Below are 18695 nucleotides of genomic sequence, written 5' to 3' on the forward strand. Positions count from 1 at the left end.
ATTCTCCGTCCATCGAGCGGCTCGGGCGTCGCATGAACACCGAAACTGCTCGACGAGCTGCGCGCGCACTTCGGCTGAACTCTTCCCACCGAAAACGGCCGGTTCGGGCCGGTCGGCGGAATCAATGGCAGACTCGATGCCGACAATACCGACACGACCAGAGGTACCCATGCCGTACAGCCGTTGGATTTCACGCAGCACCCTGCTGGTGGCGGGCGCTCTCACCGCCGCCGCGTTGACCGCTTGCGGCAGCGACTCGGGCCCGGCGCCCACCGGCAGCTCGAGCTCCACCACGGTGTCGGCCACCGCCGCTCCTGGCACGACCTCCGGCCGCGTCACGCCGACGAGCCCGGAGATCTCCGACGCGGCCGCGACCCAGCTGTGCGACATGATCCGGCCGGAGCTGTCCAACTGGCGGATCCAGGGCGGGACCCTGGGCAAGATCGGGCTGAACGCCCTGGTGCACGAGTGGGCGCTGCGCAACGGCGGCATCAACGGCGCGGTGCTGGCCGACAAGCCGATCGTCGACCGCGCCACCGTCAAGAGCTGCCCGGATGTCCGTCAGCAGGCCGTGGAGGCGCTCGGCATCCCGGATCTGGCCTCTGGCTTGGCGTTCTGAGCCGGGCGGCCGGATGCGCACCCTCTATCCCGAGATCGAGCCGCACGACTCCGGCATGCTCGCGGTCGGCGACGGCCAGTCGGTCTACTGGGAAGTCAGCGGCGATCCGGCCGGTAAGCCGGTCGTCTTCCTGCACGGTGGGCCCGGCGGCGGCACCACGCCGTTCCACCGGCGCTTCTTCGATCCGGACGCCTACCGGATCGTGCTGTTCGACCAGCGTGGTTGCGGCCGCTCCACTCCGCACCTGGCCGACGGCGCGAGTCTGGAACACAACACCACCGGCCACCTGATCTCCGACATCGAGAGGCTGCGCGAACATCTCGGCATCGATCGCTGGCAGGTGTTCGGCGGTTCCTGGGGCTCCACGCTCGCGCTGGCCTACGCGCAGCGGCACCCCGACCGGGTGACCGAACTGGTGTTGCGCGGCATCTTCCTGTTGCGCCGCAAGGAAATCGACTGGTACTACAACGGCGCGGCGGGTTACGTCTATCCGGACGAGTGGGAGAAGTTCCTCGCGCCGGTGCCCGAAGACGAACGCGATCAGGACCTGGTCGAGGTCTATCACCGCCTGCTGCACTCGGCCGACGAAGACCTCGCCCGCGAGGCCGCGATCGCCTGGTCCAGCTGGGAGGGCGCGACGAGTTCGCTGCTGCCGCATCCGGATCGGGTGGCCGAGACGTCGGAGCCGCGATTCGCGCTGGCGTTCGCGAGGATCGAGAATCACTACTTCCGGCACGGCGGGTTCCTCGAAGAGGGCCAGCTGCTGCGTGACATCGACGCCATCGCGCACATCCCGGCCGTGCTCGTGCAGGGCCGCCACGACATCGTCTGCCCTGCGGTCAGCGCGTGGGAGTTGCACCGAGCCTGGCCCGGGTCGGTTCTGCACATCGTCGACGACGCGGGGCACGCGGCGAACGAGCCCGGCATCACACATCACCTGGTCGAGGCCACCGACCGATTCGCGAAAGCGCGGACCAGCACGGTGAGCACGGCGGGGTCCGCTCTGGTGGACGCGTTGCGCGAGGACATCGACCGGCTCGCGGCCGCCGAACCCGCGGTCCGCGCGGACGCGGAGGACTCGGTCCATCAGATGCGGGTGGCCACCCGCAGGCTGCGCAGCGTGTTGCGGTCCTACGGCAAACTGCTCGCCAAGAAACCCGCCGCCGCGATGGGCGCGGAACTCAAGTGGCTGGCCGGGTTGCTCGGTGAAGCGCGGGACGCGGAGGTGCGCGCCGATCGGTTCGCCACGCTGCTGGCCGATCATGCCGAGCGAGCCGACCCGGCGGAGCTCGACGCGGTCACCGCGCGGCTGGTCGACGCCGAGCGGGAGCGCTATCGCGCGGCGCACGACGAGGTGCTGACCGCGTTGGACGGCGCCCGCTACCGCGAGCTGCGCGACGAGCTGTCCCGATGGCGCACCGACCCGCCGCTGCGCCACTCACGCGCCGACGCGGCGGCGCCGGACGTGTTCCGGGAGGTGCTGCGGCGCGACCTCGACCGGGTGGAATCCCTGATCCGCGCCGAGCCCACCGTCGATCCGCTCGAACGGGTGGAACTGCTGCACGACATCCGCAAGAGCGCCAAGCGGCTGCGGTACTCGTGCGAGGCGGCGCAGCAGGTCCTCGGCGACGACGCCGCCGATCGCGGCGTCCGGGCGAAGAAGCTGCAGACCGTGCTCGGCGACCATCGGGACGCGGTGGAGTCGCACGACGCGATCCTGCACCGGGCGGCCGAAGCCGCGGCGGCGGGCGAGCGTGCCGGCCTGTACGAGGCCCTCGCGGCCACGGAGGACGCCGCGGCGGGCCGTGAACTGAGCCGCTATCCGGCCACCGCCGCGGCGCTGTTCGGAGCGGCCGTCATCACGGGGTGATCCGGCGTCCCGGCGTGGAGCCGGTCGAGCCGATCACCGCGTTCGCCGACCAGCAGCGCCGCGGGCGGTGCCGTGACCGGTAGCGGTCGTCCGCAGCCGGCATACGACGCCGGCGCGCGTCCGGAGTCGGCAACTCGGGCCGCCTCGCGTCCGTCGGCAACGCGGCCACCCGCGCGCGGTCGATCAACCCAGCTCGCTGGCTCATAGTCGACAACACGGCCGCCGCGGTGCAAACCTCTGCTCACCGGCACGCTTGCGAGACGAGGTCGTGCACGGCGCGTCCGCCGCTGTCGTTCACGCAGGGTAGGTGAAGGACACCTTCCGCTCCCTCGGGTCGGCCGACAGCAGCCGCACCCGCACGGTCTCGCCTTCCGGCGGTCTCCCCTCACACGGGCCCAGCACCGGCGGGTCGGCGACGAAGACCACGGCGGGCCGGTTGCCGTTGGCCTCGCGCACCACGACGGCGTCGAACGTCGCGCCGGTACGTTGCGCGAGCAGGGTCGATTCGGTCAGGTCGATGCAGGCGCGTTCGATCTTGCCCGCGACGCTGTCGCTGCGCCGCATGGTCTCGGCGGCGCTCACCAGCCCCTCCCGCACCCAGCGCGGCACCTCGGCCCCCGCGCACCGGGCCAGGCAGATCTCGGTCGCGAACCGGTCCGACAACCGCCGCAGCGGAGCGGTGACGTGCGCGTACGGCGCGCCGATCGCGCTGTGCCGCAGAGCTTCCGGCGCGTGCGGCACTCCTGCCGCGCCGTCGACGACGGTGTAGGAGGCGCCGCGCAGCAAGCTCGTCGCCTCGGACATCAGGACCAGGGCCGCGGGAGTGCCGGTGTCCAGCCGGGCCAGCATCCGGCCGACAGCTTCGCCGTCGGGCCAGGCCACGCCCAGCGCCTGCGCGGTCCGGCGCATCGACTGGATCGCGGATTCCGACGGTGGCGGCATGGTGCGCAGCAGCGCGACCCGGTCCAGTGCGGGCGCGTGCCCGTCCAGCATGATCCGCGCCGCGCACATGCCGGTCAGCAGCGAGACCTGCTCGTTCCAGTCGTCGGCGGCGGTGCGCGGTTCCACCACCAGGCGCCAGTGCCCGTCGGCGTGCTCGTCCTGGACCACGCTTTGCGCGGGCAACCGCAGCCCGATCGCGCCGCGCGCCAGCCCCGCCTCGATGCGCCGCGTGCCGAATTCCGGCAGGGCCGCGATCGAGGGATGCAGCCGACCAGACTCCGCGTCGGCCTGCACGCGGGAGTAGTCGAGCCGGGCACGGGAGCGCACCAGGGCGCGGACAACCGAGTACCGCACCGGTTCGGCCTGCTCGTCGAGTTCGATCGTCCAGAGCGCGGCCGGGCGCGTCCGGTCCGGAAGCAGGCTGGCGGACCCTTCCGACAACGCGGGTGGGTGCAGCGGCACGGTGCCGTCGGGAAGATAGAAGGTCTGGCCCCTGGCGCCGGACTCTTTGGCGAGCGCGCCGTCGGGGAAGATCACGGCGCCCACGTCGGCGATGGCGTAATGCACGAGGAAGCCGCCGGGGCCGCGTTCGATATGCAGGGCCTGGTCCAGATCCATGGCCCCGGGTGGGTCGATCGTCACGAACGGGATGTCCGTGCGATCGACCCGGTTGCCCGCGAACGCGTCGACCGCGTCGCGGGCCTCGGCACTGGCCTCGGCAGGGTACGCCGAGGCCAGGCCGAACTCGGACCGGATGGCGCCGAAATCGACCGGCGCCGACACGATCCGCTGGTGGAGTTCCACGCTGGGGCGCCGGGTCCTACTGCAGCGCCAGCATGGAGCCGTTCAACTGGTCGAACGGCCCGTAGACGGTGAACGTGACCCGGCCGTTCGGCACCGAGGACGACACCTGAGCCGCCGCGTCCAGCGCCTCGCCGAAGGAGGCGGCGGACGGATGCGGCAACCCGGCGATAGCCAGACCGACATGATTCTGGTGCACCCATACCGTGTCGGCGGGACTCAGGTCGACCTGAACCCCGCCCGGCAGCGGGGTGACCGCGACCGCGCCGGCCGACCCCGCACCCAGCACCGCGAAAACCGAAGCGGCGCCTGCGACCAATGCGCCGGCGACCATGGAGCGAACTACTCGCATATGTGTTGAGACCTGCTTTCCCGCGATCGAAGTATGAATGGCCCGGTGCTGCCCCGCACCGGCCCCTACCAACGGCGACTACTTTATGACGTCGATCACGATCAGGGCCAGTTCCGCACGAATCGGACAGCGGAAATTCTCGCCCCGCGACACGACCCGGGCGGCGCTGCTAACGTGGCCCGCCGTGACGGGCGTGGGTTCGCCCGCACGTTTGGAAATGTTCCGCACGTCGACAATTTGGGAGCTCCGCACCTATGTCATCGATTTTGTTCGACTACCTCTTGCCGCTGCTGGGCCCGGAGCAGGCCGCGTACTGGGCGCAGGTTTTCGTGATCAACCCGATCTGACCGCCCGATTCTTTTTCCCACTGCTCGTCGCCTCCCGTTAACCCGACGGGAGGCGGCGGTGGTTATAGGCGGCTAGCATGCCGCTCCGTGACAAGAACTACCGCCGCCATCGCGGCCAGCGCCACCCTCTTCGCCCTGCTCCTCACCGGGTGCGGGGACGACAAGACCAGCAATGCCACCTCGTCCGCCACCACCACGGCACAGGCCGCCGCCCAGGTCGACAGCGTGAAGGCGGGCGCGTTCCTCGTCAGCTTCCGCGGCGCGTTCCCCAAGCTGGCCGAGGGCAAGGACGACGCGAAGATCGCGAGCATCCTGACCGAAACCTGCGGGGACATCAAAGCGGGCAAATCCGAGGACGACGTCGTCAAGAACATCACCAAGCGCGCGGGCGGCGCCACCCAGCCCAGCGCCGAGGAAGCCAAGGCGATCTACCAAATGGCCAAACTGATGTGCTGACCCCCGCGCTATCCCGGCGTGCTTCGCACACCCGCCGAGTTCGCGGAACGCGACCTCGCGCGGAGTCGAGCCGGAGTGCGGAGCACGCGCCGGCGGGCGGACGAGTTGGTCTGTAAGCCGGATCCTGTCCCCGGCCTGAGCCGGGAGGCGGCCATCCATCTGGGCACTCCGTTGCCGGGTACCTCGAGCGGTCCACCCGCAGGCTCGGGCGAGCAGCCCTCGAGCGCCTGCGCAGCCGCACCGTAACCGGTGCGGCCTTCGACCTTGCTCCGGGCGGGGTTTACCGAGCCGCCCCGGTCACCCGGGGCGCTGGTGCGCTCTTACCGCACCGTTTCACCCTCACCGCACGACCGCTAGGCCGTGGGCGGTCTCTTTTCTGTGGCACTTTCCCGCGGGTCACCCCGGGTTGCCGTTAACAACCGCCCTGCTCTGTGGAGTCCGGACTTTCCTCGGCGCCGGGCGGCGGCACAGCCGTGCCCGTTCCCAGCGCCGCGGCCGCCCGACCAACTCGTCCGCCAGAACAGGATACTGGGTACGGTTGATGGCCATGGAACGTGTCGAGGTCGGCTTCCCATCCGGAAGCGAACAGTGCGCGGCGTGGCTATATCGCCCGGACGGCGCACCCAAACCCCGCCCGCTAGTGGTGATGGGACACGGCCTGGGGGCCAATCGGGAAATGGGACTGGATCGGTACGCGCGGCGTTTCGCCGCCGCGGGAATGGCGGTCCTGGTATTCGACTATCGGCATTTCGGCGCCAGCCAGGGCACGCCGCGCCAGTTGCTGAACATCGCGCGCCAGCGCGCGGACTGGCATGCCGCCATCGCGTTCGCGCGCACGCTGCGCGGCATCGACGCGACCCGGATCGCGTTGTGGGGCACGTCGTTCGGCGGCGGCCACGTGCTTTCGGTCGCACCGGACGATGCCTACATCGCGGCCGTGGTCGCGCAGGTGCCGTTCACCAGCGGCCTGTCCTCGGCGTTGGCCAAGGGGCCGATCAGCCTGGTCAAGGTCACCACCATCGCGGCCACCGACCTGCTGCTCGGAACGCTCCGGCGCAAGCCGGTCGGCATTCGGCTGGCCGGACGCCGCGGCGCCGCGGCGCTGATGAGCGCGCCCGACGTACCGGACGGCTTCCGCAGGCTGACCGACGAGAGCGAGACCTACGAGCCGAAAGTGGCCGCGCGAGTAGCGTTCTCGGCACTCTTCGACGCACCCGCGCGGCGCGCGAAGGCACTGAAGATGCCGGTGCTGTACGCGCTGTGCGATGACGATTCCGTCGCGCCGGTGAAATCGGCGCTGCGCGCCGCCGAACGCACCAAGCACGCGGTGGTGAAACGTTATCCCGCCAAGCATTTCGACATCTATTTCGACGAGGTCTTCGAGAAGACCGTGTACGACCAAACCGAATTCTTGGTGTCGGTGCTGCGACCATAGGGCGTTCGCGGCCCGGCCCGGCGGCCGGGCCGCACATCGGTGCCGCGCTCGGTAGATTGCGAAAGAGCACGCGTCGATCGAAACGAGGCACCGATGATCGATCCCTTGATCCTGGAACAACGGCGCGGCCGATTGCTGCACCGGGTACGCGAGTTGCGGCGCGACCTCGCGGCGCTGGCCGACGACTACGGCGCGTTGCCGGATTCCGGGCTGCTGATCGACACCGACGGGATCGGCGCGCTCACCACCCCCGGCTACTGCGTCGCCGGGGCACGCGAAGTCTTCGAAGAAGCGCTGATCGAACTCGCGGCGGCCGCCGACGCGCTCGACCGCGCCGCGGCGTACACGGCCCGGCTGAAACCCGTTGTGCTGGACGGCTGAACCTGTCGGTGCCCGGCGCTACAGTCCGTGCCATGCAGCCCTCCACCGCCGCGATCGCCGAGATCGTGCGTCGGATCGCGCCCCTCGACGAGCTCGAGCGACGGCACATCGACACGACGCTGGCCTGGCTCGCGTCGACCGACGACATCTTCCGGCGGGCCAGACCAGCGACCCCGCCGCGGCACCTGGTCTGCTATGTCGTGCTGGTCGATCCGGCGGCACGGGCGGTGCTGCTGGGCAAGCATCGCCTCGCCGGGTTGTGGTTGCCGACCGGAGGGCACGTCGATCCGGGCGAGCATCCGCTCGATACCGCGCGGCGTGAAGCGGCCGAGGAGATCGGCGTCGAGGCCCGATTCGACGTCATCGGGCCCGACCCGCTGTTCCTCACCGTCACCACCACGGTCGGCTCGGACTCCGGTCACGAGGACGTCAGCCTCTGGTATGTCATCCGCGGTGACCGCGCCGACGGCCATGCCCTGGATCCGCGCGAGTTCGACGGTGAACGATGGTGGGAACTGGACGGATTCGCCCTCCACGACACCGACCCCCACTTCGGACGTTTCCGCACCAAGCTCGACATCGCTCTGCGACCCGCCGCCGACTGAGGTCCCTTCGAGTCGACGGCGGCGGCCGATGGTGTCACGATGGCGCGGATGATTGTCAGGCTTGCGCGCGAGGACGACCTCGCCGGTTTTCTCGAACTGGCGGGGCAGGTCGAGCACTGGTTCGGCGCGTCCGCCGACGATGCCGGATTTCGCGCCGCGGTGCTGCGGCACGTGCGGCGCGGTACGGCGCTCGTCGCCCGGTCCGCGGGGGCGGAAGTGCTCGGCGGCATCCTGTTCGGCTCGAACCCGCCGACCTACCGGGTGCATTGGCTGGTCGTCGCGGAACAGGCGCGCGGGCACGGGATCGGCCGGGCGCTGACCACGGACGCGATCCGCCGTTACGTGCCGACTCCCGGCACGCTCGAAGTGGTCACCTTCGGGCCCGACCATCCCGGCGCGGTCGCCAGTGGTGCGCGCGCGTTCTACGAGAACCTGGGCTTCCATCCCGCGGAGGAGGCGGATCCCGGGCCAGAGGGCGGATCTCGGCAGTTCTACCGGCGGCGCGTGTAAGGGGTCAGCCTCGACGGAACGCGCGCCAGAAAATGAAAGCCAGGACCGAGGCGGGAATCGCAGCGAGGACAGGCTTGTCGCGGAGCGTCTCCAACAGGGTGCGGCCCGGGTGCGCCACCGGGCCGGGAATTCCCGCCGCGCCGCGTTCGGCGGCGGTGGCGGCGTCCGCCTGGACTCGTTCGGCGCGCTCGGCCGCGCGTCGAACCGACTCCCCGACCGGCGTCTGCTCACGACTCCCGGCTCCGGCCGCGTGCCTCCCGGTGGATTCCGGCTTTTCTGCCGCACCAGGAGCGCTACTCGCCTGCGCAGCCGCATCGGCCGGAGTCACCGGCTCCGCCGCACCAGTCGTGCGGCCCTCCTGCGCAGCCGCCGCCGAAGACACCGCCGCCGCATCGGCGGTACCGCCAGTCTGCGGGGCCGCACCGGTCGCAATCTCCGCCGAAGACACCGTCTCCGCCGCACCGGGCGCGTTGTCCGCCTGCGGGGCCGCGCCGGTACTCACGGACTCGCCCGCATCAGGCGTGCCGCCCGCCTGCGGGGCCGTGCCGGTCGGAACCTCCCCCGAAGACAGCGGCTCCCCCGCACCAGACGCGCTGCCCGCCTGCGAAGCCGTACCGGCAGTCACGGACTCCCCCGCATCAGGCGTGCCGCCCGCCTGCGGGGCCGTGCCGGTCGGAACCTTCCCCGAGGTCACCGTCGCCGCCGCGTCGGCGGCGACGGTGACCTGCACGGACGCGTCTTCCGAGACCTGCGCCGCACTCCCCGTGGCCGGTGCTCCCGCGCCGCCTTCGTCGGAGTCGCCGGGCGTGCCCGCCGCGCGCCGAGTGGCGCCCGGCTCCGGCTCCCGGCCCCCGTGCGCCGCATCCTCGGCCGGTCGCCCGGTTCCGGCCGACCGGTTACCGGAGACGTCGGCGGTGTCCTGCACGTCGTCGGGTCCCTTGTCCGTGGGCTTGCGCTTGTTCATGGCTGTCTCCTGTGCTCGGCGTCGCGGTGCGGGACGGGCGTCTCGGATGCCGTTGCGGCCCGGATACCCTGCGAAGGGGCGGACAAACGGGACGGCCGCCACGCCATCTCGAATTCCCGTCGCGGGTCGCCAGGGGCCATCGGCCCGCTCACCCCGGTCCGCACGAAGCCATTGCGCAGATACAGCCGCTCCGCGAAGGCATTGTGCTCGGCGAACTCCAAACGGACGACGTCGTGTCCGCCCGCGACCGCCCAGTCGAGCACCGCGCCGACCAGCCGGTCGGACACGCCGGTCCCCCGTGCCCGCGGCGCCACCCACATCGAGATCAGGTGCACGCCACCGTGTTCCGGGTCGAGCATGCCCGCGACGGTGCCCACTTCGGTCCCGCCCGACTCAGCCACGAACTGCGCCCGGTCCGACAGGGCGCGCCGCCAGTCGCTTTCGGTGCGGGCCCGCGCCTCGGCCAGGGTGGTACCGAAGAACTGCGGCGCGTCGGTCAGCGCCGCGAGCCGGACGCGCCGGAACACCGCCCAGTCATCGGGCGCGAGCAATCTGATCCCGGATATCGAAACGTCCATCCGCACGTCTCTACCCGGTCCACGATTCGTGCACAACGGAATTCGACCACGGCGAGGCGCTGTCACCGCGACATCGGCGACGAGCAACCCGATCCTCGTAACCTCGAACCGGCAAGGGTGTCCGGAGCAGCCGCGCGGGTCGCTTCGTCGGCGCGGCGGGACCGGTCGTCATCGAGCACGGCGCTCACCCGAGCCTGCGCAGTCCGGCGAACTCCAGCCCGGCGAAGGTCGCCACCGCCGCCGCTCCGACGAGTAGGAATGCGACGCCGAGCCCGGTCAACGCGAAGAATCCCGAACCGGCCAGCCCGATCATCCCCGCCGCGGAGAGCGCGTTGACCGTGACCACCGCCCCCGCGTAGCGCGCGGCGACCGCCGGGCGCCGGGCGATCGACAGCAACGCGAGCGCGCCGCCGAGCATGACGACGCCGAACGCGAGGCACCAGCCCGTCGGTACCCCCAGCGGGTCGCGCAGCAGTCCGGCTCCGGCGAGCAACACCCCGCCGAAGATCCCGGTGCTCCAGCCGTCCACGCGCAATGCGGAGCACAGGAACGCGGCGCCGCCGTCGCGGCGAGCCAGGGTGGTGGGTCTCATGTCGTACTCCCGTGGTCGATCCGGCGGGGCCGATCGGCTCCCGGCACCAACCCTGCTGCCCGGAGATGGGCGTCTCAATAACCTCCGAGGTCATGGCCGCACCGCGCGCCGGGATGCTTAGCTGACCGGGTGACTTCGGTGCGGACACAGTCGAGAGCGGGCATCCTGCTGCGGGAATGGCGGCAACGGCGCAGGCTGAGCCAGCTCGACCTGGCGCTGGCCGCGGACACCTCGGCGCGGCACCTGTCCTACGTGGAGACCGGCCGAGCCGCGCCCAGCCGGGCGATGGTGCTGCGGCTGTGCGACACGCTGGAGGTGCCGCTGCGCGAACGCAACACCCTGCTCGTCGCGGCCGGTTTCGCGCCCGCCTACCGGGAGAGCAGCCTCGAAGACGCCCATCTCGCGTCGGTCCGCTCCGCGCTGGACACCATGCTGACCGCCCACGAACCGTATCCGGCGGTGGTCATCGATCGGCTGTGGAACGTGGTGGTGGGCAACGCGGCGATGCGCGTGCTGATGGACGGCGTCCCCGAGCACGTCCGCGCGCCCCGGCCCAACGTCTACCGGCTGGTGCTGCACCCGGACGGGCTCTCGGCCCGGTTGGCCAACCGCACCCAGGTGCGCGAGCTGTTCCTGGAGCGGCTGGCCAGGCAGGTCAGCGCGAGCGGTGACGCGGAACTGACCGCACTCTACGACGAGGTCTCCGGCTACCCCGATCCGCCGGGGACGGAGGCGGAGGCGCGGACCGGCTTACCGTCCAGCCCGTTCGAGGTGCCGATCCGGATCAGCACCCCGGCGGGCGAACTGTCGATGTTCAGCACGATGGCGACCTTCGGCGCTCCGGCCGACGTGACGCTGTCGGAGCTGGCCATCGAATTGTTCTATCCCCTCGACGACTTCACCGCGGCCGCGCTGCGCGGGGCGGCGGCCGCGGCGAAGTCGTGAGCGGACCTCAGGCGTCCAGCATGGACTCGTCCCACTCGCGGTCCAGGTCGGGATCGGCGGCCGACAGCACCTCGTCCAACCGCAGCCCCAGCTCGCCGATGTTCGGCTCGGTCATCATGTTCAGGTGATCGCCCGGCACGTCGATCACCGTGAACCTGCGCGCCGCGTACTGCTTCCAGCCGTTGTCGGCGCTGTCGAACATGCTGCCGACGGTCTTGTGCGCCAGGTCGACGCCCGGCGGCAGACCCTCGGTGGCGCGCAGCAGCGTGATGTCGCGCTGGTACGGCTCGAGCTTGTAGTCCAGCATGGCCGAGTAGTTGGCGAAGAACACCTCGTAGAGCCGCCGGATCGCCTGCGGCGAACTGTCGGCGGGCAGGATGCCCGACCGCACCGACTCCGCCAGCATCGCCGCGAACAGATCCTCGGAATTGTGCACGCCGGGCTCGAAATCGACCAGGGCGGAGCGGCTTCCCCGCGCGTACCACAGCAGCTCGAGGAAGAACCACCGGATGAGCTTCTCCTCCGGAATCGGGGTCCGGGTGCGTGCGCGCAGCGCCATGGTGTCCAGCAGCGTCACACTCGAGACCTCGTGCTCGGGCAGCTGGCGGGCCATCTCCAACGCGACGTAGCCGCCGAACGACCAACCCGCCAAGTGATACGGCCCCTTCGGATGCACCCGCCGCACCGCCTGCAGGTACGACTCCGTCATCGCGGGAATGGTCTTCTCCGGGGCGCTACCGGAATCCGCGCCTGCCGCCTGCAACCCGTAGATCGGGCGATCCGGATCCAGATAACGCGCGAGGGCCAGGTAGCACAGCACGTTTCCGCCGATCGGGTGCACCAGGAACAGCGGTGGCTTGCTGCCGCCGACGCTGATCGGCACCAGCGGGTCGAATGTGCGTTGCACGGCGCCCGCCCGCACCAGGGTGGCGATCCCGGCGGCGGTGGGCGCGCCGATGAACGCGTCCAGCGGCACCTCGACGCCCCACCGGCGCGACAGCGCCATCACCACGCGCATCGCCCCGATCGAGGTGCCGCCCGCCGCGAAGAAGTCGTCGTCCACACCGATGGCGCGCAGTCCCGCGTACTCGGCGAGCAGTTCGACCGCCGACCGCTCGTACTCGTCGGCGGGCTCCCGCCGCGCCGACACGGTTTCCGTCGCGTCCTCGCCGTAGGCGCGCAGCGTCGCGTCGTCGCGCTTGCCGCTGGGCGTGCGGGGCAGCTCATCGAGCCAGGCGAACCGCGACGGCACCATGTGCGCGGGCAGCATCGAGCGCAGGTCGTGCCGCAACGCGGCGAGGTCGGTCTGCTCGGGCGCGCCGACCAGGAAGGCGATCAGCGAGCCGTCTATGCCGCCGAAACCGCGCGCCACCACTGCGGCCTCGGTGATGCCGGGGAACTTCTCGACCAAGCTCAGGATGCACAGCTCGACTTCGGCCGGCTCCACCCGGAACCCGCGGATCTTCACCTGGCTGTCGCTGCGTCCCAGGCAGACGATGTCGCCGGAGAACAGCCGGACGCCGAGATCGCCGGTGCGGTAGCGGATTCCGCCCGCGTGCGTCGCGACGAACCGCTGCGCGGTGAGCGCGGGCCTGCCCTCGTAGCCGCGGGCGATGCTGCGGCCGCCGAGATAGATCTCGCCGATCACGCCGTCCGGCACCGGCCGCAGGGCGCTGTCGAGTAGTTCGACGGTGTCGCCGTCGACGGCGCGCCCGATGGGCGGCAGCGCGGGGAACTCGTCGGCCGGACCCGTGAGCGTGAACTTGGTCGCGACGTGGGACTCGGTGGGACCGTACTGGTTTTCCAGCACCAGGCCGGGAACCACCTTGCACAGGGCGCGGATCTCGTCGGTGATGCGCAGCTGCTCGCCGGAGGAGATCAGCACCTTCAGTTCGGTCGGGAACATCCGGTGCGCCACGGCCGCCTCGGCGAAGGCCTGCAAGGCCACGTACGGCAGGAAGAGTCGTTCGATGCCCTCTTCCACCACCGTGGTCAGCAGTTGCTCGACGTTCGATCGCAGATCGGCCGAACTCACCCGCAGGGTGGACCCGGCCGCGAGGGTGGTGAAGATCTCCTGGAACGAGACGTCGAAACTCAACGGCGCCAACTGCAGTGTGCTCAGCAGGCCGGTGCCGGTGGCCGCGCGATTCTGCCAGTCCACGAGAGAGGTCAGGCCGCGATGCGGCATGGCGACGCCCTTGGGCTCGCCGGTCGACCCGGAGGTGAACAGCACGTAGGCCACCGCGTCGGGCGGGACGTGGTCGGGCAGCGCCACTTCCGCGTCGGGCACGGAGTCGTCGAAGAGCGCGGCGGTGTCCAGCACCAAGGCGGCGTCGTCGACGATGTCGCGATAGGCGGCGTCGGCGATCACCCGGTGCGGGCGAGCTCGGTCGATCATCAGATTGAGCCTGGCTCGCGGGTAGCTGACATCCAGCGGAACACACGCGGCCCCGATCCTGCTCAGCGCGAGCACGAGCAGCACCAGCCGCGGGCGGCGCACCATCAGGATGCCGACCCGGTCGCCCTGGGACACCCCGAGCCCGACCAGGCGCCGGGCCAGCCGGTCGGAGCGATCGATCAGCTCGTCGTAGGTGACCGATTCCTCGTCACCGGCCAGGGCGATGCGGGTGGGGTCGAGCGCGGCCGCCTCGGCCACCAGCGTGCCCACGTCGCGGGCGGTCGCGGGGCCGACGCCACGGTCGATCGCCGCGTCCGGGTCGGCGACGATTCCGGCCAGCATGCGCAACTGGGTGAGCGCCACGGTCTCGCACTGCTCAGCGGTCAGCGTGTGGTCGCCGTCCACCCGCAACCACATCCGGCCGTCGCGCGGGTCGGTGGCCGCGGTGACCAGCAGTTGGAAGTTGGTCTCCTCGCGGGCGTCGAAATCGAGCAGGCGCACGCCGTCCAGCACGAGCATGGGCTGGAAGACGTGGTAGTTGACGAAGTTGAACGCCGTCTCGAAGACCGGCCCGCCGTCGGCGAGGATCGACCGCAGCGGGTAGCGGCGGAACGGGTAGGCCTCGCGTTCGCGTCGCGCGATCTGCTCTACCGCCGCGCGCCAGGTGGTCGCGGTGCCGTCCAACCGGATCGGCAGCGTGTTGAGGAACAGGCCCGCCACTCGTTCGGCGCCGGCCCGGTCCGGGCGACCGTGGCTCACCACGCCGGTGGTGACGTCCGTGCGGCCGGTCAGCGCCCGCAACGCCAGGCAGTGCGCGGCCAGATACACCGATTTCTCCGGCACCTGGTGGCGCGTGGCGAACGCGGAGACCCGTTCGGCCAGTCTGCGCGGCACCAGCGCCCGCGCTTGCGGCACGCCCGCCACCACCGGCTGGTGCACCCCCAGCGCGGTGAGCGCGGTGGGTTCGGCGCCTTCCAGGGCGGTCAGCCAGTACGCGCGCGCCGCGCTGTCGCGCGCGGCGCTCTGCTCGGCCCGCGCGTACTCGGCGAGCACGGTGGCCGGATGCGGGGTGGCCTCGACTCGGTTGCGAGTCATGCCGATGTGGTGGAGGTAGTCCAGCAGCAGTTCCAGCACCGACGTGGCGACACTCCAGCCGTCCAGGATGGCGTGGTGGAAGCTCAGCACCAGGTCCACCGTGCCGACCGGCTGCTGCGAGCCGGGACGGACGAACACCCGGATCGCGAACAGCGGAGCGCGTGAGATGTCGTACTGGGCGTGGGCCCGCTCCTGGAGATAGATCTCGATCAGATCCTCGCCGTCCGCCTCGTCCATCTCGCCGAGATCGATGATCTCCAGTTCGTAGGGCGGCGCGACATGCACGATCTGCAACGGAACCGAATACCTGCTCAGCTCGAACGACGAGCGCAGCGCGGGTTGACGCCGCACCAGCCGGTCCACGGCATCCCTGAATTGCGAAGCGTCCCAGGGTACTTCGAGCCGATAGCGGAACACGTCCTTGTAGGTGACCGAGTCGGCGCGCTCGATGCTGTGATACAGCATGCCCAGTTGCAGGGCCGTTGCCGGGAACGCGTCCTCGGCCTGGTGCAGCGCGGCGCGGTCGATCAGCGGCACCGTCTCCAGGGGCGCGGCGACGCGGCCACGCTCGTCGTGGCGGTCGTCGCGCACGACGCGGGCCAGCTCCGCGATGGTGGGCGCCTGGTAGAAGGCGTCCACGTCGAAGTAGAGCCCGGCGCGTTCGGCTGCGGTGCGCACGGCCAGCGCGAGGATGGAATCGCCGCCGTGGGTGAAGAAGTTGTCGTGCACGCCGACCGACTCGACGCCCAGCACGGTGCGCCAGACCTGCGCGAGCCTGGTCTCGACATCGGTGCGCGGCTCCGCGCCCGCGACCGGCTCGCCGCCGTGGCCGAGGACGAGCTGCTCGGCGAGGGCGCGCCGGTCCAGTTTCCCGTTGCGAGTCAGCGGAATCCGGTCCACCCGGATCAGTCGCGACGGCACCATGTAGCGGGGCAGCCGGGCCGCCAGCTGCGCGGCGATCTCCTCACCGGAGACATCGGCGCCGACGAAATAGCCGACCAGTTGCACGCCGTGCGCTTCCGAGACCTCGTCCACCACGGCCGCCGCACGCACCCCGGCGCAGCCGAGCATCGCGTTCTGCACCTCGCCGAGGGTGATCCGGTTGCCGCGGATCTTCACCTGATCGTCGAAGCGACCCAGGTATTCGAGATTGCCGTCCGGCAGCCAGCGCGCCAGGTCACCGGTGCGGTACCGGCGGCGCCCCGGCACCGCGCGATCGTCGACGAACGCCGCCGCGGTCAGCTCGGGCCTGCCGCGATAGCCGCGGGCCACGCCCACACCCGCGATGTTCAGCTCCCCCGGCACGCCGACCGGCACCCGGCGGCCGATGTGATCGAGCACGAGCAAGTCGATGTTGTCGATCGGGCGGCCGATCGGCACCACGTCGAGCGGATCGTCGGCGGGGCAGTCGAAATAGGAGACGTCGACGGTGGCCTCGGTGGGTCCGTAGAGATTCACCAGCTGCGGCGCCGACGCCCCGGCCGCGGCGAAGACCGCGTGGAACCGGCGCACGAGCGCCGGGGGTAGCGCCTCGCCGCTGCAGAAGACCCGTCGCACGCTGCCGATGCGGGCGACCGTGGCGGGGTCGGCCGCGAGTTCGTCGACGAACGCGGCCAGCATGGAGGGCACGAAGTGCAGCACCGTCACGCCGTGTGCGGCGATCGCGTCGGCGATGCGGCGCGGATCGCGCTCGCCGCCAGGTTCCAGCAGCGCCACTTTGGCGCCGGTGATCGCCCACCAGAACAGCTCCCACACCGAGACGTCGAAGGTCACCGGCGTCTTCTGCAGGATCACGTCCGAATCGTGTAGTGGGTAGCGTCGCTGCATCCAGGTCAGGCGGTTCACCACCGACCGGTGCTCGATCATCACGCCCTTGGGCACGCCCGTGGAACCGGACGTGTAGATGAGGTAGCTGAGATCCGCTGGATGCGAGACGTTTTCGATACCACGCGCCGGGACGGTGTCGGCCACCGTGATCCTCGTGACGCCCAGCCTGTCGAAAACCGCTCCATGCTCCGGCCCCGCCACGACGAATCGTGCCCCGCAGTCGGCGAGCACGGTCTCGATACGAGCGGCCGGGAAGTCGGGGTCGAGCGGCACATAGGCGCAACCGGCCCGCAGCGCACCGAAGATCGCGACGAGCATCTCCGTCGAGCGGGGCAGTACCACCGGGACGCATTCGTTGCCGGTCGCGCCCAACGCGTGCAGCCTCGCGGCGAAACCGTCGGCCAGCGCGGACAATTCGGCGTAGCGCAGCGGCTGCTCCCCGGACCCGGCGACCGGTTCGATCGCGATCCGGTCCGGATGCCGCGCGGCCACGTCGGCGATCAGCCGGTCGATCGTCGTGTACGGGAATTCCTCGCGCGGTCCGGATTCGAACGCGGCGACGGCCGCCTGCTCCCGCCGCGACATCAGCGGCAAGTCCGAGATCGGCGCCTCAGGCCGGTCCAGCGCCGCCACCACCAGCGCACCGACGCCGCGCACGACCGACTCGAACGGGAAATTCTCGTCGAAGACGTCCTTGTCGTAGTAGAGCTGGAGGTTCAGCGAGCCGTCGCGCGCGTGCTCGACGCCGAGGATGTTCAGTGCCTCGAGCACCGTGCCCGGGTTGACGATGTCGAGGGTGCCGAGAATCTTGTCGAGGTGATCCGACGGCGGCATCTTGATATAGGAGTACGCCACGTCGAACAGCGGCGGCGCCGTGGGATCGCTACTGAGGGCACGTGCCAGGTCACCGTAGGGAAAACGCTCGTAGCGCTTGAGTTCCCGGATCTGCGCGGCCACTTCCGAGGCGACCGCCGACAGCGGCTCGGCGGGGTCGACCCGGATGCGCAGTGGCACCACATTCGTCCGGTGCCCGGCGGTGCGGAAGGTCTCCGCGCTGTGCCGGTTGAGCATCGGGACGCCGATCACCACCTCTTCGGAGCGGTGAATGGTGGTCAGGTAGGCGGCCAGCGCCGAAACCGTGAACGCGAAGACGGAGAAGCCGGTGGCGCGAATGCGGTCGAGAAACGCGGGTTCCACCACCACGCGCCGCCGCCCCCGGTCGACGTTGGGGGTGCTCGCACGTCCGGAGAACAGCGCGGGGACCACTCCCTCGAAGCGACGCACCAGCGCGTCGCGGTCCGCCACCCACTGCGGGGAGGACAGATACTCCTCGTGCTCGGCGGCGATCTCGCGATAGGTCGCCGCGCCGCGGTCGGTCTGCTCGGTGAACGGATCCGGCTCGGCGAGCTGCTCGAGCGAGAGGTCGGTGCGGCTGTAGTTGTCGACCAGGGCGCTCCAGAGCGCGTTCACGCCCCAGCCGTCGATCATCGCGTGGTGCATCGCCACGTAGAGATGGAAGTGGTCGGGCCCGTCGACCAGCGCGGCGATCCGGAACGGCTGCCGGGGCGGGGACGGCGTCACATTGGCCCGGTTCACCCAGTCGCGGCGCGCCGCGGCGGGGTCCGACGCCCAACTGAGATCGACCAGCTCGACCTCGGGTAGCTCGTCGGAGACCCACTGCCAGAAGCGGCCTTCGGAGAACTCGAACCGCAGGCGCAGCGCCTCGTCGGCGAGCAGCGCCCTGCGCACCACGGCCCGCAACCGGTCCATGTCGAACGGTTCGTCCATGAACGCGCAGTAGGCGTTTCGGGTGACCGGCGCCGGGGCATACCGGTAGGCGACCGACAAGACATCGCGTTGGTACGCGCTGACCGGCCAGGCTTCGGGGGGTCTCTCGGAAGTAGCACTCGGTTCGAATGTCACAGTCACTCCTATCGCGACAGTCGCGGCACCGGCCGTGCGCGGATCTACTCGAGCC

Annotated in this window: 14 protein-coding genes, 1 other RNA gene and 1 pseudogene; 9 read left to right on the forward strand and 7 right to left on the reverse strand. The window is 70.7% G+C overall.

The features are described from left to right. The first annotated feature begins 169 nt into the window (after nucleotides 1-169). The 3 genes and pseudogenes from ACIA5H_RS00805 (at nucleotide 170) to ACIA5H_RS00815 (ending at nucleotide 2489) form a co-directional block, all read left to right on the forward strand. A complete protein-coding gene (locus tag ACIA5H_RS00805) occupies nucleotides 170-619 on the forward strand; it encodes a hypothetical protein (protein ID WP_355072805.1) in 450 nt (149 codons plus the stop codon). Nucleotides 620-632: 13 nt separating this feature from the next. Further along, nucleotides 633-1580 (forward strand): annotated as a pseudogene (gene pip / locus ACIA5H_RS00810) (prolyl aminopeptidase); the annotation flags it as partial. 45 nt (nucleotides 1581-1625) lie between these two features. After that, complete coding sequence (locus ACIA5H_RS00815; protein ID WP_397073405.1) at nucleotides 1626-2489, forward strand: CHAD domain-containing protein; 864 nt, start codon at nucleotides 1626-1628, stop codon at nucleotides 2487-2489. Nucleotides 2490-2783: 294 nt separating this feature from the next. Here ACIA5H_RS00815 and ACIA5H_RS00820 read toward each other — a convergent pair whose 3' ends face one another. Together ACIA5H_RS00820 and ACIA5H_RS00825 are read right to left on the reverse strand one after the other, a co-directional pair. Beyond that, nucleotides 2784-4235: an RNB domain-containing ribonuclease gene (locus ACIA5H_RS00820; RefSeq protein ID WP_397072937.1), complete on the reverse strand. Its 1452-nt coding sequence runs from the start codon at nucleotides 4233-4235 to the stop codon at nucleotides 2784-2786. A 16-nt stretch (nucleotides 4236-4251) separates the two neighbouring features. Next, complete coding sequence (locus ACIA5H_RS00825) at nucleotides 4252-4566, reverse strand: hypothetical protein (protein ID WP_228827325.1); 315 nt, start codon at nucleotides 4564-4566, stop codon at nucleotides 4252-4254. Nucleotides 4567-5018: 452 nt separating this feature from the next. On the opposite strand from ACIA5H_RS00825, the gene ACIA5H_RS00830 reads away from it, so the two are divergent. Then, nucleotides 5019-5387, forward strand: a complete 369-nt coding sequence (locus ACIA5H_RS00830) for a hypothetical protein (RefSeq protein WP_379252995.1) — start codon at nucleotides 5019-5021, stop codon at nucleotides 5385-5387. 97 nt (nucleotides 5388-5484) lie between these two features. On the opposite strand, the gene rnpB is transcribed toward ACIA5H_RS00830, so the two are convergent. Then, an RNA gene (gene rnpB / locus ACIA5H_RS00835) (RNase P RNA component class A) lies at nucleotides 5485-5898 on the reverse strand. 36 nt (nucleotides 5899-5934) lie between these two features. On the opposite strand from rnpB, the gene ACIA5H_RS00840 reads away from it, so the two are divergent. From ACIA5H_RS00840 to ACIA5H_RS00855, 4 genes are all read left to right on the forward strand, one after another. Further along, entirely contained in the window at nucleotides 5935-6822 is an 888-nt protein-coding gene (locus ACIA5H_RS00840; protein ID WP_355072799.1) for an alpha/beta fold hydrolase, read from the forward strand. A 93-nt stretch (nucleotides 6823-6915) separates the two neighbouring features. Beyond that, nucleotides 6916-7203: a hypothetical protein gene (locus ACIA5H_RS00845; RefSeq protein ID WP_355072797.1), complete on the forward strand. Its 288-nt coding sequence runs from the start codon at nucleotides 6916-6918 to the stop codon at nucleotides 7201-7203. A 32-nt stretch (nucleotides 7204-7235) separates the two neighbouring features. Further along, nucleotides 7236-7808, forward strand: coding sequence for an NUDIX hydrolase (locus ACIA5H_RS00850; RefSeq protein WP_397072940.1), 573 nt, complete (start codon nucleotides 7236-7238; stop codon nucleotides 7806-7808). A 48-nt stretch (nucleotides 7809-7856) separates the two neighbouring features. Further along, a complete protein-coding gene (locus ACIA5H_RS00855) occupies nucleotides 7857-8318 on the forward strand; it encodes a GNAT family N-acetyltransferase (RefSeq protein ID WP_355072794.1) in 462 nt (153 codons plus the stop codon). Between the two features lie 4 nt (nucleotides 8319-8322). Here ACIA5H_RS00855 and ACIA5H_RS00860 read toward each other — a convergent pair whose 3' ends face one another. From ACIA5H_RS00860 to ACIA5H_RS00870, 3 genes are all read right to left on the reverse strand, one after another. Continuing rightward, a complete protein-coding gene (locus ACIA5H_RS00860) occupies nucleotides 8323-9282 on the reverse strand; it encodes a hypothetical protein (protein WP_397072942.1) in 960 nt (319 codons plus the stop codon). Further along, a complete protein-coding gene (locus ACIA5H_RS00865) occupies nucleotides 9279-9860 on the reverse strand; it encodes a GNAT family N-acetyltransferase (protein WP_397072944.1) in 582 nt (193 codons plus the stop codon). Before ACIA5H_RS00865 ends, ACIA5H_RS00860 begins: the two co-directional genes overlap by 4 nt. 184 nt (nucleotides 9861-10044) lie before the next feature. Continuing rightward, nucleotides 10045-10452: a hypothetical protein gene (locus ACIA5H_RS00870; protein WP_379252991.1), complete on the reverse strand. Its 408-nt coding sequence runs from the start codon at nucleotides 10450-10452 to the stop codon at nucleotides 10045-10047. A 129-nt stretch (nucleotides 10453-10581) separates the two neighbouring features. Between ACIA5H_RS00870 and ACIA5H_RS00875 the strand changes: the two genes are divergently transcribed. Beyond that, a complete protein-coding gene (locus tag ACIA5H_RS00875) occupies nucleotides 10582-11397 on the forward strand; it encodes a helix-turn-helix domain-containing protein (protein WP_379252990.1) in 816 nt (271 codons plus the stop codon). A 7-nt stretch (nucleotides 11398-11404) separates the two neighbouring features. On the opposite strand, the gene ACIA5H_RS00880 is transcribed toward ACIA5H_RS00875, so the two are convergent. Beyond that, nucleotides 11405-18640, reverse strand: a complete 7236-nt coding sequence (locus tag ACIA5H_RS00880) for an amino acid adenylation domain-containing protein (RefSeq protein ID WP_397072947.1) — start codon at nucleotides 18638-18640, stop codon at nucleotides 11405-11407. Nucleotides 18641-18695 lie beyond the last annotated feature (55 nt).

The sequence above is a fragment of the Nocardia sp. NPDC051900 genome (assembly GCF_044452545.1).
GTDB classification, from domain to species: Bacteria; Actinomycetota; Actinomycetes; order Mycobacteriales; family Mycobacteriaceae; genus Nocardia; species Nocardia sichangensis.

What these genes read in the sequence shown, in the direction of transcription:
- ACIA5H_RS00805 (WP_355072805.1), top strand. Translation starts at nt 170, where the DNA reads ATGCCGTACAGCCGTTGGATTTCACGCAGCACCCTGCTGGTGGCGGGC.
- ACIA5H_RS00825 (WP_228827325.1), bottom strand. Translation starts at nt 4,566, where the DNA reads ATGGTCGCCGGCGCATTGGTCGCAGGCGCCGCTTCGGTTTTCGCGGTG.
- ACIA5H_RS00840 (WP_355072799.1), top strand. Translation starts at nt 5,935, where the DNA reads ATGGAACGTGTCGAGGTCGGCTTCCCATCCGGAAGCGAACAGTGCGCG.
- ACIA5H_RS00845 (WP_355072797.1), top strand. Translation starts at nt 6,916, where the DNA reads ATGATCGATCCCTTGATCCTGGAACAACGGCGCGGCCGATTGCTGCAC.
- ACIA5H_RS00850 (WP_397072940.1), top strand. Translation starts at nt 7,236, where the DNA reads ATGCAGCCCTCCACCGCCGCGATCGCCGAGATCGTGCGTCGGATCGCG.
- ACIA5H_RS00855 (WP_355072794.1), top strand. Translation starts at nt 7,857, where the DNA reads ATGATTGTCAGGCTTGCGCGCGAGGACGACCTCGCCGGTTTTCTCGAA.
- ACIA5H_RS00860 (WP_397072942.1), bottom strand. Translation starts at nt 9,282, where the DNA reads ATGAACAAGCGCAAGCCCACGGACAAGGGACCCGACGACGTGCAGGAC.
- ACIA5H_RS00865 (WP_397072944.1), bottom strand. Translation starts at nt 9,860, where the DNA reads ATGGACGTTTCGATATCCGGGATCAGATTGCTCGCGCCCGATGACTGG.
- ACIA5H_RS00870 (WP_379252991.1), bottom strand. Translation starts at nt 10,452, where the DNA reads ATGAGACCCACCACCCTGGCTCGCCGCGACGGCGGCGCCGCGTTCCTG.